The sequence below is a fragment of the Methylobacterium sp. Leaf100 genome, from assembly GCF_001422845.1.
GTDB lineage: Bacteria > Pseudomonadota > Alphaproteobacteria > Rhizobiales > Beijerinckiaceae > Methylobacterium.
Map to the genome: position 1 here is coordinate 1 of NZ_LMMW01000009.1, position 13,326 is coordinate 13,326.

The 13,326-nt window shown below is 64.5% G+C and carries 15 protein-coding genes; 8 read left to right on the forward strand and 7 right to left on the reverse strand.

Annotated elements, in window-relative coordinates; translation table 11 throughout:
* Window positions 1-629 precede the first annotated feature (629 nt).
* Window positions 630-998: a hypothetical protein gene (locus ASF25_RS22595; protein ID WP_156368893.1), complete on the reverse strand. Its 369-nt coding sequence runs from the start codon at window positions 996-998 to the stop codon at window positions 630-632.
* 545 nt (window positions 999-1,543) lie between these two features.
* Here ASF25_RS22595 and ASF25_RS07120 point away from each other — a divergent pair.
* Together ASF25_RS07120 and ASF25_RS07125 are read left to right on the forward strand one after the other, a co-directional pair.
* On the forward strand, window positions 1,544-1,849 hold the full coding sequence (locus ASF25_RS07120; protein ID WP_156368894.1) for a hypothetical protein: 306 nt from the start codon (window positions 1,544-1,546) through the stop codon (window positions 1,847-1,849).
* Window positions 1,850-2,123: 274 nt separating this feature from the next.
* The gene (locus tag ASF25_RS07125; RefSeq protein WP_056304116.1) at window positions 2,124-2,474 is read left to right on the forward strand and encodes a hypothetical protein; all 351 of its coding nucleotides are present in this window, start codon (window positions 2,124-2,126) and stop codon (window positions 2,472-2,474) included.
* 763 nt (window positions 2,475-3,237) lie between these two features.
* Here ASF25_RS07125 and ASF25_RS22600 read toward each other — a convergent pair.
* From ASF25_RS22600 to ASF25_RS07140, 3 genes are all read right to left on the reverse strand, one after another.
* Window positions 3,238-3,414, reverse strand: a complete 177-nt coding sequence (locus ASF25_RS22600; RefSeq protein ID WP_156368895.1) for a hypothetical protein — start codon at window positions 3,412-3,414, stop codon at window positions 3,238-3,240.
* An 84-nt stretch (window positions 3,415-3,498) separates the two neighbouring features.
* Complete coding sequence (locus ASF25_RS22605) at window positions 3,499-4,365, reverse strand: hypothetical protein (protein WP_156368896.1); 867 nt, start codon at window positions 4,363-4,365, stop codon at window positions 3,499-3,501.
* A gap of 119 nt (window positions 4,366-4,484) precedes the next feature.
* On the reverse strand, window positions 4,485-5,789 hold the full coding sequence (locus tag ASF25_RS07140; RefSeq protein ID WP_056304123.1) for a flagellin: 1,305 nt from the start codon (window positions 5,787-5,789) through the stop codon (window positions 4,485-4,487).
* Between ASF25_RS07140 and ASF25_RS23360 the strand changes: the two genes are divergently transcribed.
* The 5 genes from ASF25_RS23360 (at window position 5,776) to ASF25_RS21830 (ending at window position 9,479) form a co-directional block, all read left to right on the forward strand.
* On the forward strand, window positions 5,776-5,994 hold the full coding sequence (locus ASF25_RS23360; protein ID WP_156368897.1) for a hypothetical protein: 219 nt from the start codon (window positions 5,776-5,778) through the stop codon (window positions 5,992-5,994). The two genes, ASF25_RS07140 and ASF25_RS23360, sit on opposite strands and share 14 nt — an antisense overlap.
* A gap of 91 nt (window positions 5,995-6,085) precedes the next feature.
* Complete coding sequence (locus ASF25_RS07145; protein ID WP_056304125.1) at window positions 6,086-7,081, forward strand: helix-turn-helix domain-containing protein; 996 nt, start codon at window positions 6,086-6,088, stop codon at window positions 7,079-7,081.
* Complete coding sequence (locus tag ASF25_RS07150; RefSeq protein ID WP_156368898.1) at window positions 7,078-7,644, forward strand: PilZ domain-containing protein; 567 nt, start codon at window positions 7,078-7,080, stop codon at window positions 7,642-7,644. The genes ASF25_RS07145 and ASF25_RS07150 overlap by 4 nt, the downstream gene beginning before the upstream one ends.
* Window positions 7,641-8,513, forward strand: coding sequence for an alpha/beta fold hydrolase (locus ASF25_RS07155; protein ID WP_200927285.1), 873 nt, complete (start codon window positions 7,641-7,643; stop codon window positions 8,511-8,513). Before ASF25_RS07150 ends, ASF25_RS07155 begins: the two co-directional genes overlap by 4 nt.
* A 156-nt stretch (window positions 8,514-8,669) precedes the next feature.
* On the forward strand, window positions 8,670-9,479 hold the full coding sequence (locus ASF25_RS21830; protein ID WP_082502524.1) for a DNA-binding protein: 810 nt from the start codon (window positions 8,670-8,672) through the stop codon (window positions 9,477-9,479).
* 110 nt (window positions 9,480-9,589) lie between these two features.
* Here ASF25_RS21830 and ASF25_RS07165 read toward each other — a convergent pair whose 3' ends face one another.
* The 3 genes from ASF25_RS07165 to ASF25_RS07175 form a co-directional block, all read right to left on the reverse strand.
* Entirely contained in the window at window positions 9,590-9,823 is a 234-nt protein-coding gene (locus ASF25_RS07165; RefSeq protein WP_056304129.1) for a barstar family protein, read from the reverse strand.
* Between the two features lie 852 nt (window positions 9,824-10,675).
* Entirely contained in the window at window positions 10,676-10,975 is a 300-nt protein-coding gene (locus ASF25_RS07170; RefSeq protein ID WP_056304131.1) for a hypothetical protein, read from the reverse strand.
* 164 nt (window positions 10,976-11,139) lie between these two features.
* Complete coding sequence (locus ASF25_RS07175) at window positions 11,140-11,745, reverse strand: hypothetical protein (RefSeq protein WP_056304133.1); 606 nt, start codon at window positions 11,743-11,745, stop codon at window positions 11,140-11,142.
* Window positions 11,746-12,167: 422 nt separating this feature from the next.
* On the opposite strand from ASF25_RS07175, the gene ASF25_RS22615 reads away from it, so the two are divergent.
* Window positions 12,168-13,325: a hypothetical protein gene (locus ASF25_RS22615; protein ID WP_156368899.1), complete on the forward strand. Its 1,158-nt coding sequence runs from the start codon at window positions 12,168-12,170 to the stop codon at window positions 13,323-13,325.
* Window position 13,326: the final 1 nt, after the last annotated feature.

A 13,326-nucleotide genomic window follows, 5' to 3' on the forward strand; every position in this document is an offset into this window, starting at 1 on the left:
GCGCTCGCCCGACCAGCTCCGCCGGCCAAGCTACCCGTGGCGGAGCGGCCAACCGTGCACTAACTTTATCCTCGGACCACCTCGTGGGGGCCGATCAGATGAACTTGTCGCGCTGCTACTAGCGACCGTGCTCGACGGCGCCGCTGGCACACCGAACCCGTCCCGAAAGTTCGAACTCCCGACCGGTCGGGCAGTGCCGATGGAGTTTGACGGGGCCACCCTCAAGATTGGCCGCCATGGGCGAGGTGTTGTGTTCTCCCTGGAGTCGAAGACCACCCACTCAACTGAAAAGTTCGCAACGCCGTCGAGCTACGCAAGCGACCTCGCCGACATGATCCGAACTGCCATCGCTACGCATTGAGCCCGAGGCAAAAAAGAAAGGTCGCTGCGGACCTTCTCGCGACGGCCTTTGGATTTGGAAGATATGACCAATGCCCACGGAACATAGTGAAGGCTATGACCTATCGGAAGCGGAATGTGCCGCTCGAGAAGTCATGTCTGGAGAGATCGCACCGGCCCTACCTCAAACGCTCAGCTATGCCGTAAGCTCCGCCGGCATCGCAGCTTGGCAGGAGAGCAGGAGGCGTCACAAGATCGCCACGAAAGCGCTCGACGCGGCAGCGGATGCCCTACGCGCCGAACAGAAGCGCGTCGCCGCACAGGCGAAGACTCGGCGCCGGAACACGACGAATCAAGCGACGCTCCGTGCTGGTAGGCGCGCGGTAGACAAGGCCGTAGCCTTGGACGCCCTGGCCGGGCTGGTGATGCCAAGCCCGCCAAGGATTGGGCGGCAGGTAGTGAGGGGCGAAATTCTGGCGTTCCGGGCGTGGCTCGCGACCGATGGCGCCCGGCAGCGGCAATACCGACCGCATCGGCGAAGCTACATTCGGAGCCGGGTGCTCCTGCTGCAGATGCGGCTGGAACAGGGTGTAGATCCTACTCCAGCCGAGTTCGCACACCGCCTTGGTCCCGAATTTGACCGCCGCCGGAGCCTTCATCGCCTCACCCAGCTTGCGGGATTAGAGACAATGGACGGCCCATGGCCGCCGATGACAGAAAGCGGGCAACCCTATCCGTGCTGAGATGGCCGGATTGAGGGCTAACATTCTTTGATTGAAGGAAAAATCCCATTCCGGAGGGGTTCTTATCCGGAGAGGGTTGCCCGTCCGGTGTCACCGCTTCTCCTATAGTATGATTATGTGTCTTTGTTAGAACAGTATTTAAGATATGGCGGAGGCGGTGACACCGAGCGGGCAACCCTCTCACAGATCATCCCGGCTCCGGAAGCCCGGCACCCACCTAAACACTTGGTTCGGCCCTGATCGCAAAAGTTAGCTCTGGAGGCCCGCCACAGCCCGGCGGCTTTCGAAATAATCACGGCCGCACCCGAGCCCATGGCGGCCGCTGGTGAATCGCTACGGCGATCCAACGGGCACCCGGTTGCTGGATCAGCCTACGACCGCATTAACCTCAGCTTACCGATGGTCACAGCAAGAGATAGAGGTCTCGCGCCCCCCGGCGGCAACTACAACGAATGTTAGCCATGACGAGCGTGCATCATTGTATGAAGCCTCTGCCCATCACCGCCGACCAGATCCACCGCATCATTTGGGATTGCGATAGCGAGCGAACTTGGCCCGGTCGCGATCCGGCTGTCTCCTGCACGAGTGCCTGCACCGGCGATCTGGGCACTCACGACGACCTTCACGTGACCCTTGGCCACTTTGCCATCATCGAGGGCGGTATCTCATCCAAAGCGTGGATCGTCTGCGAGGCCGCGCCGGACAGCATCGGAGCGTTTTTCACGCTGCTCGACGCATTGCCCGAGGACAACGAGATCGCCGAATAGCCCACCAGCGCCAAAGTCCAATCCGGCCCGAACACCGACCTCACCAGGGCGTTACGACCCGGCGATATGGTGCGGTTAATCACCCCCGACATGATCGTTCGAGACGTGGACGGGGAAGAAATCACCTGCGCGCCGGCCAATGCTCCCGATGTTCTCGCTGGGAGCTACCCAGCCTCAGCCCTTAAGCGGATCGCGGTCACTGGTGCGGCTAGACTACCTCGACCGACGAAAGCGCCAGTGCCGGCGACTTCCCTCTCATAAGGCTACCTCAACCGTGATCCGATACGTCCTTCCTGCCCTTCTGGCGCTAGCGGTCCCGGCCGCCGCGCTAAATCTCGATCGCGAGACCGAGAAGCACCTGTTCGCCACTCTTTCGAACAAGCTCGACATGAACGAGGTCGTCAGCTTCGAGGTGGTGGTCTCTCTGTGCGCCGAAGTGAAGCGCACGTCCAAGGCCGACACGGGCTTTCGCATGATTCTGATCGGGTATCGCGTCACCCCGCCCGATGTCCTAGGATTGCGGGCCTACCTTCGCGACGAGGTTGCCCGCGTCAACGCGGATCCCCGCGAGGACGCGCGCTACAAGCCGATCGCCAGCTGGTGCGACGGCGCCCGCAAGGCGTAGGCTCCAACGCCCTCCAGCGCATCGTCAATCGCGACGGCAGCCCGGCCTTCCCGATCTGCTACCTCAACGGCTCCTGCCTCGTCTCCAACGGCACTAGGCACGGGTTAGCGAGATCGCCACGGGCCAGCAAAACCACATAGCTACAAAATTGCGCCCACAAAAAATCTACAAACCGGCATACAAGTGCCGCGCTATATGATTGAAATTCTTGAGAAAAACGATCTGGCGGAGACGGAGGGAAAATCTCCCCGCAACGCGGATAAGCCATTGAATCCAGGCAGGTTTCTAACTGAACCTGTCGATGTTCTGTGCCAGGCCCCGGTGACACGAGCTCACGTATTTCAGCCCGGGAAGCTGGCGTCAACGCCCAGGGAATGCAGGTCACGAAATCAAAAAATCAGACATATGGCCGGACTGGGGGCATGGGTTATACGCAGGATGCCAGTCGAATTGGGCCAGTCTGGGGGATCAATCCGCAGGGACCGATCCCCCCTAAGTTCACGCGACTTGCATCTGCCTGAGGTAGAGTATCTCCCCCCGCGGCTTCAGCAAGCTCTCTCGAATGCCTGCAGGGAGTATTAGCGGCCAACGTCGTCGGCTCCCAGAAAAGCCGAAGACTTGAGGATCAGGCCGGACACCGCATTTGGTCCTTGCGGAACATAGGCGTGCGTCGATCTCGACGGCCGACTGTCGTGTCAAAGCCTGCCGGTTGCGGGTCGGCGAGAGTAGGAAGGAGCGGTCCCTCCGCCGACCCACGCGCTGGCTAGGGCTTCTGGACCCAGTCGTTGACCGACCGATGCGTCGCTTGCAGGAGCGCTTCCGGCTTCTGGCCGGTTACTTTCCGGATAACGTATCGGCCGATCATGACGCACATGGCGATGGGGAGGACGATGAACAGGAAAAACGAAAGAACAGAAATCATCATCAATGTGGTTTCCATGACGAGCTCACTTATTTCCAGTTTGGGGGAGAGAACTAGGTCGAATCGTTGCCGAATGCCGAGATTGCCGGAGAGATCCGTTGTTCAATCGTCGAGGAGGTATTTGAACAGGAGGGTGGCGTGCGGGCTGCGGTCGGAGTAGCCCACGACCTCGCAGCCGCGCCGAATTGGGCCAGCACCGCGGAGCTTCAGGGTGTAGGCGTGATCCGAATAGGTGCCCGTCACCGGGTACGGGGCAGGCGGGCAGCCGGCCTTGAAGGCGTACGCCGTACCGACGACGGGCCGATTGACGTCCAGGCGTCCACGGAACAGCACGGTGCCGTGGGGGACGACGTCCCTGATGGATGCCTTGGGCTCGTGGTAGACGATCAGGCCTTTTTCGGGATCGGCGAACACCATGCTGCCGTTGTGCATCCACGGCCTCCCGGGGGGCGGGTCGCCTGATGACGCCGTCCCTGCGGTGGCCGAAGGGGCCTTCGAGGGGGTCTTCGGCCTGTCGCTTGGCTCGGCCTTAGGCGGCGGTGCCGCCGCCCTATGGAGCCCCTGCCTGACGGTGGGAATGCCGGAGGCGCAGTTCGGGTTGCCGACCTCCAGCTCGCCCTTACCTCCCTGGTAGTCGTTCTCGGCTTCCATGACGTAGACGTCGCCGAGGGGCGGGGCAGTCCCGGCCCAACCGCCCTGGGCGAGCATGGCGGTGCCCGACCCGGTGACGGACGAGACGTCACCCGTTCCCGGGCCACGCGCCTCGCACCGGACGTCAACCAGCCAGAGGGCCCGTCCATTCGAGACTTTGCCGTCGTAGGCGAAGGTTACCACGGTGCGGTAGGCGCGCCCATCGCGCGACTGGGTAGCTTCAGCCGACCATTGGTTGGTGATCGGACCCGCTCGCGCCGCCGAAGGAAGGGCGACGCTCGCCACGAGGATCAGGAAACAGATTCGGTTCGATTTCATTCCGGGACGCTTCGGCGGGCGGCACGCTGGGTGCCGGTGTGTTGCGGGCGCAGGCTGCGGACGGCTTCATCTCCACGCGACCCGGCCGTCCGCCGGATCGCACGAGAAGTCGGCGGCGATTACCGGAGCAACTGGAGGATGCCCTGCTGCGCGGTGTTGGCGAGGGAGAGCGCCGAGACCGCCAGCGAGTTGCGGGTGGACAGGGACTGGGAGTTCGCCGCCTCCTCGTTCATGTCCGCGCTGGTCAGGTTGGCCGAGCCGGTATCGAGGATGTTGCCGAGCTGCTTGGTGAAATCCTGGCGGGTCTGCACGCTCGACAGGTTCGAGCCGAAGCCGGATTGCAGGCTCTTCAGGCTGGCCAGCGCCGTCTTCAGGGTGTCCTGCATCGAGGCCAGCCCCTTGTCGGTCTGGATGTTGAACTGATCCGCGCCGGCGGTACCATTCACCGCCGTAGCGATGCCGAGGCTGTCGGCACTCAGGGTGCGGCCGGCAACCGAGAGCTTGGACTGATCCTTGCCGGTCTTCTCGTTGAAGATCACGTTCAGGGTATCGCCGCCGAGCAGGTTGGTGCCGTTGAACCCGGAATCCTTGGCGATCTGGTCGATCTGGGTGCGCAGGTCGTTGAACTGCGAGGCGAGCGCCGTGCGTGCCGCCGAGGTCTTGTCGTTCGAGAGACCGGTCGTATAGGCGGGGCCCGTCAAGCCGACGGCTACGTTGCCGCCTCCCGTCTGAGCCTTAGCGTCCACCAGAGCTGCGGCGGCATCCGCACCGCCGCCGACGCCGACCTGCAGCTTGTCCGAATTGCCGGTGACGGTGAGCTTGCCAGCGTCGTCGACCGAGGCCGAGGCCAGGCCCGAGGCGTTGATCGCGTCGACGAGGTCTCCCACTGTCGCGGTCGGGTCGAGGCTCTTGGTGTAGGTGTTCTCGCCATCCGTGAGCGTGACGGCGAGCTTGGCGCCGGTGATGCCGAGCGACCCCGCGCTGGCGTCGGTCGGTCGGCCCGCCGTGCCGCCGAGCTTCATCGCCATCGCGGTGGTGCGCAGGCTGGAGCCCGTCGCCTTTGCTTCGGCGGCGGTGGCGAGCGCCCCTCCCGTGACGGTCGGGCGATTGGCGGCGGCGGCGCTCTGGGCCTGGGTGACGGTCGATTGCAGCGACTTCACAAGGTCCGCGATCTTGGCCGCGCCGGTGTTGGCGGCCTGGATGGTCTGGACGCCGTTCGAGATGCCGTCGAGCAGGCCGGACAGGGCGGAGGACCGGTCCGAAAGGCTCTGCGCGGTGAAGAAGTTCACCGGGTTGTCGAGGGCGGAGTTGACCCTCTTGCCGGTGGACAGGCGGTTCTGGTTCGTCGCCGCGAGCGCGGCGGTGTCCTGCAGCGATAGCAGGTTCTGGCGCGTGGCGGCAGAGAGCGTGATGGCAGAAGACATGAAGAATTCCCAACCGATACCGTCGGTCGCTGATCTTGGCGACAGGATAAGGGTGGTTTTCCGTGGTTTACGACCTGATAAATATCCCGCTTTACCCAATGATTACTTGGTACTTTTTGTACAGATCAAGGTACTTTTTGTCCAAGACAGCATTTCAACAGTTTTTGAGGTCGTTTCTGACGTTTTCTGCAACCCAGAGCATTGACACCGGATTCCGATTGCATCACGAGAAAGAAAGCCAGAGCCAATTGGTCGAGGCGCGTCGAATAAAGTTCGCGTAAAAGATCACACTTGCGATGATCATCGATCAGCAACCTGGCGATATTGGTGATGATCGAAAGCGCAAGCAGGCATGGCGTGATGCCATCTCGCCGGTCTTTCATGCTTATATCGACGAGGACGTGATTGTTCCTCGCGACGTAATGATGGAAAATTACAATCTGCAGCGTTGCCTGTTCGGTCGCCTGAGGGCGCCCCGTCAAAGGATAGAACGGTTACCGCAGCAGATCTCGCAACAGGGAGTCGATCACCTACTTCTGCGCATCTACTTGTCGGGCAATGCTTGCGTCCGCTACGGAGATCGGGAGGACAACGTCGGGGCCGGTCATTTCTCGGTCTTCGACCTATCCCAGAAGATGGTCTCGGACACCGGCGAGGTCACGAGCTTCAACCTCCTGATGCCCCGCCGCTCGTTCGAGAGCAGACTGGGGGACCTGTCGTCCCGTCACTGCACTTCGTTTCGGTTCGATGCGAACCCGATCACCAAGCTGATGTCGGATCACCTGCGCAGCCTCGGACAATGCATCGAGGCGGCGAGTGCGGATCAGCGCGACAGCCTCTCGGTCGCGACCGTCGCCCTCGCCAACGCGGTGTTCACGGACCCGACCCGGGACGGACCGTATGCGCCGCAGACCATCCTCGCCATCGAGATCCGGCAGTTCATCGACACCGACATCCGCTCGTTCGATCTCGGGATCGAGAAGATCACCGGCAGATTCGGGATTTCCCGCACGGGGCTCTACGTCCTGTTCGAGCCCGACGGCGGCATCGCCACCTACATTCGGAACCGGCGCCTATCACTGGCGATGCGTATCCTCGCCGGGCTGGAGGGCGGCCCGCGCCGCCGCATCTCGAATGTCGGCTTCGAATGCGGCTTCGAGACCGAGAAGATGTTCAGCCGGGCCTTCCGCCGGAAGTACGGCGTGAATCCCCGCGACGTCGACGGCAGCTATCGTTCCCAGGCCCAATTCGAACACGGCGCCACCCTGATGTCCTGGATGAAGAGCCTGTGACGATAATCTCCGACACTGCGCCGGTGGTCCTCGGTGGCAGGCTCCTCGTGCATGGGAAGGGCGAGTATCCCTGTTCCGTTCGCTCTTCGTCGGTGGATGCCCTGGAAGTCCGAGGGCAAGGCGAACCCGCCGGGGGTGACCGGGTCACCTGCCAGGTGGAGGGATTGGGCTATTTCGACGGTGTCGTGACGCGGACGCGGGCGGACGGGTTCGTCATGGCGGTCGCCGGCACCGAGGCCCTCCGGTCTCGCCTTGCCGCACGGCTGGAATGGCATCGCTGTCGGGCCGCCGGTGCGGACGACCTGCGCGCGCATCCGCGCATCATCCCGAGCAGGACCGACGTCACCGTTCGGACGGCCACCGGGCCGCGGGCCGGGTTCCTCCGCGACGTGTCCCGGACGGGCGCCTCCATCGGGATGTCAGAGCCCCGCCCTGCAATCGATCAGATCGTGACCGTGGGCAAGCGGCACGCCACCGTCGTTCGGCATTCCGACGACGGCATCGCGGTCCGGTTCAACCTCCCGATCCGCCCTGAGGATCTCACCGTCGACCTCGTCCTGTGAGGGACGCCGTCGAGATCCATGCCGCACCCATGCGGACAGAGGCGGACGGCGGCACCCCGAGGATCGAGGTCCTGTCGAAAGGCCCTCGCACGTCGAGACCTCCGCTACTGTTCGTTCACGGCACGTGGCACGCGGCTTGGTGCTGGGACGAGGGGTTCCTCGACCGCCTCGCCGCTCAAGGCTGGGAAGTCCATGCCATGAGCCTTCGGGGCCATGGTGGCAGTGAAGGCCATGACCGACTGCGCTGGACACGGGTGCGCGACTTCGTGGACGATATCGCGAGCGTCGTCCGAACCCTGGCGCGCCCACCCATCCTGGTGGGCCACTCCATGGGCGGGTTCCTCGTCCAGAAGTTCCTTGAGAATGGGAAGGCGGCCGGAGCGGTGCTGCTCGCGCCGATGCCGCATTACGGCGTGGCCTCGACCACCCTTCGTCTTCTCCGGCAAGACCCGGTCGGCGTCCTCCGAGCGAACGCGACCTTCAGCCTGACGGCGATGATCTCGACGCCCGCCAAGGCCCGGCGCCTGTTCTTCTCCGCGTCGATGCCGGACGCCGACGTCGAACGTCACTTCGGTCGCCTCCAGGACGACGCCTTCCTGGCCTACGTCGACCTGATGGCCCTCGACCTCTGCAAGCCGTCGCGCGTGACGGTGCCGATCCTCGTCCTCGGTGCTGGGGATGACGCTATCTTCACACGCCGACAGGTCGAGGCCGTCGCCGCGGCCTACCGTACCACCGCGGAGTTCTTCCCGGGCATGGCCCACGACATGATGCTGGAGAGGGGGTGGGAGGCCGTCGCCGACCGGATCGCCGAATGGGTCGGACCGCTGCCGTCTAAAAAATCGAGCGACCATGTCCAAGCTCTTTGAGAACCATGGATGTAAACGTGGTGGTCATTTGGCCATTCGGTATCACCCGTCAGGGCGGGAAAGGGAAAAGCGGAAGTGTCGTTCCCCTTTCCCCTTTCCTGTAGGGGGGGATTGTTAAGCGGCACGCCCGCAATATCGCGTCCCGGAGGGACGCGCATGCCGACCCAGGAACAAGTTTGGAAGGCCGCCGACGACGTCCTGGCGCGCGGCAAGGAACCCGTCTGGATGGGCACCGTCCTCGCCGAACTGCGAAGCTATGGCCAACCGGGCGACGCTTCGTACGTCGGCGGCACCGAGCGTACCGTCGGTCCTCACCTCAAGTTGTGGAAGGTCGTCCGCGACTACACCCCCAGGCCCCGGATCGAGAGCCTTCCGAAGCGCCTCCAGGACGACCACGCGAAATTCATGAAAGCGGTCTGGTCCGCCGCGACGGGGGAAGCCGACGCGCGCAGGGAGGACGAACGCCTTAAGTGGGCCGCTGAAATCCGGGCGAACGACGCCCTGAGGGTGGAGGCGATGGTCGAGACGGAGGCCGCCCGGGCGGAGGCGGCCGGCCTGAGGACCGAGACCGAAGCTTTGCGGGCCGAGAATGCGACCTTACGCGATCAGGTTAGGCGGCTACGCGAGCGGCTCGATCACGCCCGGTCGGAGGATTACTGGGAAAAGGTGATGGGGGAGGCATACGAGATCCTGCCCCCGGAGGAAGCGACGTCGGCCGGATGGATCTTGGAGCGCCTTTCGCGGGGGACCATGCGCATGGGGCGGTTCGTGAAAGAGCCCATGGACGAGGCGACGCTCCGCAAGAAGATCGAGGTTCGCGCCAAAGCCGCGCGATACTTCGAGCAGCGGGGTAAGGACGCCTATGCCCGCCTGCCCGGTTGGGATGGTCCGCTCGGCCGCAAGGTCTTCGCCGATGGCAAGACGCTATCGAAGCGGAAGGCCCCAGATGTCGGTGAGCCCCCATAGGGTCCAGGCTCGCCTCTGATCACTCGTGGCCTCGGCGTCGATCCGATCTGCCGCGTGACGGGCTCGGGCGGCTGTGGCGGCATACCGGGCCAGCATCGGATCGATGCCGTTCAGCCTTCGACGGAGGACGTGCCGGCGGGACGGGGTGAGCGAGCGGAGCCTTCCCATCGCAGTGCCCGGACCGCCTCCGTGACGTCCGATACCGCCACCGTCAGGTCGGACAGGGTCTCCACCAGGTCGTCGAAATTCGACCCGTCCTGGTCCGGGGGCCCCAGGGCCGCCAGGATCGCGTGAAGCAGGCGCTCCTGCGTCTCCAGGCGCCGCACGATGTCCGCGTCGTCCATCCGTCGTTCCTTCCAGTTGCAAATCGAACAGGCGCGCCTTCACCGTCGCCGCGGGAATGCGCGCACCCTCGAAGTGTCGCGCCGCCGCGCCGAGTATCCGCGTCGCGAGATGCGTCGCGCCGCTCGCGTCAACGACGACCGGGCCGACGCGACCCTGGCGCAGGTCGAGCCCGCGGACCCGCAATGCGGCCAGGAAGGCCGGACCGTTCCCTGTCTCGCGCCAGGCCGCCAGGGTCGCGCGCCGCAGGTCGTCGAGCCCGATGCCGGTGCGCTCTTCGGTCATCCGCTCCCGTGGCGTGAGCTTCGCGACGGGGCGTGCAGATTCGGTAGCGCCGGATGCGACGAGCCAATCCGCGACGTCGGATCGGCGGTCCTGCCGAAGGCGTTTGGCAATCGAGCGGGCGTGCTTCGAGGGAACGGCCTCCATGCCGAACTCGAACTCGACGATGCGCCCGCACTTCTCGCGACGGGCGTAATCCCAGGACAGGTTCACCACCGTTCCGGAAGGGCGGACGATGCCGTAGACGCGATGCTCGTGAAGGCGTCCGCCCTTGCGGTGCTCGACCCCGCAGTACGGTTGGCCGGCCATTCCGAACTCGGTCTCGAACAGGGCCCAGAAACGCCCCCGGGCCGCGGCGTTGTCGGCAATCGCCGGATCGGGGCTGCAGAACACGTGGTAGATCGGTCTGTCCGTGCGGCCACCGGCGGCTTGGGCGACCAGCTCGCGGACCTGATCGTGGAGCGTGAGACTTCCGAGGCCCCGTGCCGGGATGATCGCGACCTCGTTCTCGGCCTTCATCAAGTGATGGGGAAGGGCGTCCCCATGCCCCGACCCGCGTGTCGCTCCCGAAATCACGGGGTGGGGCGGCGCACGACGAGCGGGATCAGGAGCGACCTGGCCTCTTGCAGGCTCTGCTTCGCCGAGGCCTCGTCACGGACGGAAAGGGCGGTGCTGACCCGGGCGAGTTCCCGGATGGCGGCGGCGATGGCCGCGTGGTCTTCCTCGGGCCTGCGGATCGGCCGGCCGCTTCGCGCGTCGTCAGGAGATTGCATCGCGACGCGATCGAGCAGGAGGCGTCGCACCCAGGCCCCGGCGGTGATCCCGTCGCGATGGGCAAGAGCCGTCACCGCCTCGCTGAGCTCCCCGCTCATGCGGGTGACGAAGCGGACGTACAGTCCACGTCGCCTCGTTCTCGAAGGGGGAGACGGCTGGATGGGGTTTGAGGTGCCGGAACGGGCCGGGATCGAGTTCGACGAGGTGTCGCTCATTTTCTTGGTCTTTCGCGTTCTTGGTCGTGTTCGGTGCGGCCGGGTCCTTAGATCGGCTTGCGAGGGGGCGGGGGATGATGGACGGCGTCGTCCGGGACGAGCGTCGGCCCGCCACCGCCGCCATCGGTGCGGGTCTGTCGGCGGGCTGCCCGCTCCAGGGCCGCGGCTCGCTTCGCCTCGATCAACCGCATGACCGCAGACGGGACTTCCAGATCGGGAGGTACGGGACGGTCGTAGATCCGGGCACGGGCGGTCTCGGCGTCGAGGGCCGCGAGCGCATGTTCCCAGGTTGCGAGGTCGTCCATCATCTGCTGCATGGCGCTGATGCGCTCGCAACGCTCCTCCCGGGCCGGGCTCGCACGCCACGGGGTCTGGGACGTCAGGCGTCGGGCGCGCTGCCACGCCCAGATCTCCGCCCCCATCGCCAGCGACAGCCGCCTGTGTTCGGCCGCCCCCAATCTGTCGAAGGTGTCCGCGTCGATGGCGCGGGCGTAGTCCCGCGTCGCAGTGGCGAGCGACGGTACCTTTATAGCAGCGGCGGGCCAGCGGGCCGCAGGGGACTCGGTGGCAGTAGCATCGCCGCCGGCCGCAGCGGGCGTCGGTGCGAGAATTTGCGAGCGAACAAGGCGCTGTCGAAGCCATATGAACGGCATGTCCGCCCCCTTTCAGGCGAATCGAACCAATCTGGTTCGGGACCGCCATGAAAGCACCGGGAGCGTTTAATCCTAGAGGGATGCCAATTCTAAATGAATGGGGATGACAATTTAGGCAACAATTCAGACACCGATAAAATCTTATCGATCAGATTTACGTATCGTACTTGTCATCAGATCGAATGCCGCCGACGTTTCAAGACGAAATCAACACACGTCATATCGCAAGCACCATCGGTGCCCGCAGCGCTCTCAGAACGGAACGAATCGCCGGAGACGACCAGTCACCCTTCAATATTTGTCATCCCATGGGATGACATCCATGGCTTGTGATAGGACCAATAGCCATGCTGATGCCGTGAGATTTGGAAAAACAGGATCGCACGGGAACAATCGAACCTCCACCACGGCGAGGTTCACCCATGTACACGGCCATCACCCGCATCCTGCGCGCGATCCACATCATCCCGCCCGCCAAAGTCGACCTGGTGCGAACGCGGCCCTCGGCGAAGAAGGGAGAGGCGACAGCCACTCGCCCGGCCGAAGCGACCGTGACAGCGGCGCCGGTGAACCGGGATGCCACGAGAAAGGACGTTAGGAAGGTAGAGCCAGCCATGGACGGCATCCCAGGGGATGCCGTCCAGAGGATGCCACGCGTGGCATCCCCAGGGCTCCCGCCCGTGGACCCGGTAGTGGCGGCTCATGCCGCGCGGACGTCGCGCCCGGCCGAGGGGGCGAACACGAAGTCATCGGCTGCGGCCGTGCATGACGATCCCGTGCCCGAATCACGCAAGCCGGCATCGGTGCCGATGGGGGCGGCCTTGGATTTGGGGTCTGAAGTCCAGGCGCCGACCGGCCTTATTTCGTGCCGAGATGTCGCAGGGTACAGCGCCGCCAATCCTTGCGACGACCCCTCGGGACCGGAAGCCGCGAGTGGCCTGTCACAAGGATTGCCAAAGGATCATCGCGGTCCGGTCGAGGAACCGGATAAAACCGAGACGGCGTCGGTTTCCGCTGTTTCGTCAAATGCTTGCGAAGGCGCCGTTGCCGTGGCCGGTAAGGATAAGGCTCCCGATCCGGGGAACGGAGAGGATGGGGGAAACCGAGGCACCGGCCCGGTGAGGCCTTCCCCAGGCGATGCGCCGGCCGTCCCGATTGACTCCCGCGACGGAGATCGTTTGCATCGCGAGGAGACGCCGGCCAAGCGATCCACCCGGATCCCCCCGAGGATCGCCGACCGGCCGCGTATGGAGGAGTGGGCCGACGACGAATTGCTGACCCTGCCCGAGGCCGCCGCCCTGTTCTGGCCGGCGGGCCCGATCACCACCAATACCCTGCGGACGGCCGAGCGCGATGGAACGCTGACGGTCACCAAGGTGGCGGGCAAATTCTTCACCACGCCGATGGCGATCCGTCGGATGGGCGTCGACGAGGTCGGCAGCAGAGAAAAGGAGCCGGACCGGACCGAGGCGTCGCCTCAGGCCCTGTTCCAGATGAAGCTCGCCGAAGCCAAGAGGCTCGGCCGGGATCGCTCACGCCCGAGGCGTGGGGCGAAGAGATCTGCCGTGCTCACCACGTAGG

Coding starts and splice junctions, on each gene's coding strand:
- ASF25_RS22600 (WP_156368895.1), bottom strand. CDS start 3,414: ATGGAAACCACATTGATGATGATTTCTGTTCTTTCGTTTTTCCTGTTC.
- ASF25_RS22615 (WP_156368899.1), top strand. CDS start 12,168: ATGTACACGGCCATCACCCGCATCCTGCGCGCGATCCACATCATCCCG.
- ASF25_RS23360 (WP_156368897.1), top strand. CDS start 5,776: ATGGCAGAAGACATGAAGAATTCCCAACCGATACCGTCGGTCGCTGAT.
- ASF25_RS07170 (WP_056304131.1), bottom strand. CDS start 10,975: ATGAGCGGGGAGCTCAGCGAGGCGGTGACGGCTCTTGCCCATCGCGAC.
- ASF25_RS22595 (WP_156368893.1), bottom strand. CDS start 998: ATGAAGGCTCCGGCGGCGGTCAAATTCGGGACCAAGGCGGTGTGCGAA.
- ASF25_RS07175 (WP_056304133.1), bottom strand. CDS start 11,745: ATGCCGTTCATATGGCTTCGACAGCGCCTTGTTCGCTCGCAAATTCTC.
- ASF25_RS22605 (WP_156368896.1), bottom strand. CDS start 4,365: ATGAAATCGAACCGAATCTGTTTCCTGATCCTCGTGGCGAGCGTCGCC.
- ASF25_RS07140 (WP_056304123.1), bottom strand. CDS start 5,789: ATGTCTTCTGCCATCACGCTCTCTGCCGCCACGCGCCAGAACCTGCTA.
- ASF25_RS07165 (WP_056304129.1), bottom strand. CDS start 9,823: ATGGACGACGCGGACATCGTGCGGCGCCTGGAGACGCAGGAGCGCCTG.
- ASF25_RS07145 (WP_056304125.1), top strand. CDS start 6,086: ATGATCATCGATCAGCAACCTGGCGATATTGGTGATGATCGAAAGCGC.
- ASF25_RS21830 (WP_082502524.1), top strand. CDS start 8,670: ATGCCGACCCAGGAACAAGTTTGGAAGGCCGCCGACGACGTCCTGGCG.
- ASF25_RS07120 (WP_156368894.1), top strand. CDS start 1,544: ATGACGAGCGTGCATCATTGTATGAAGCCTCTGCCCATCACCGCCGAC.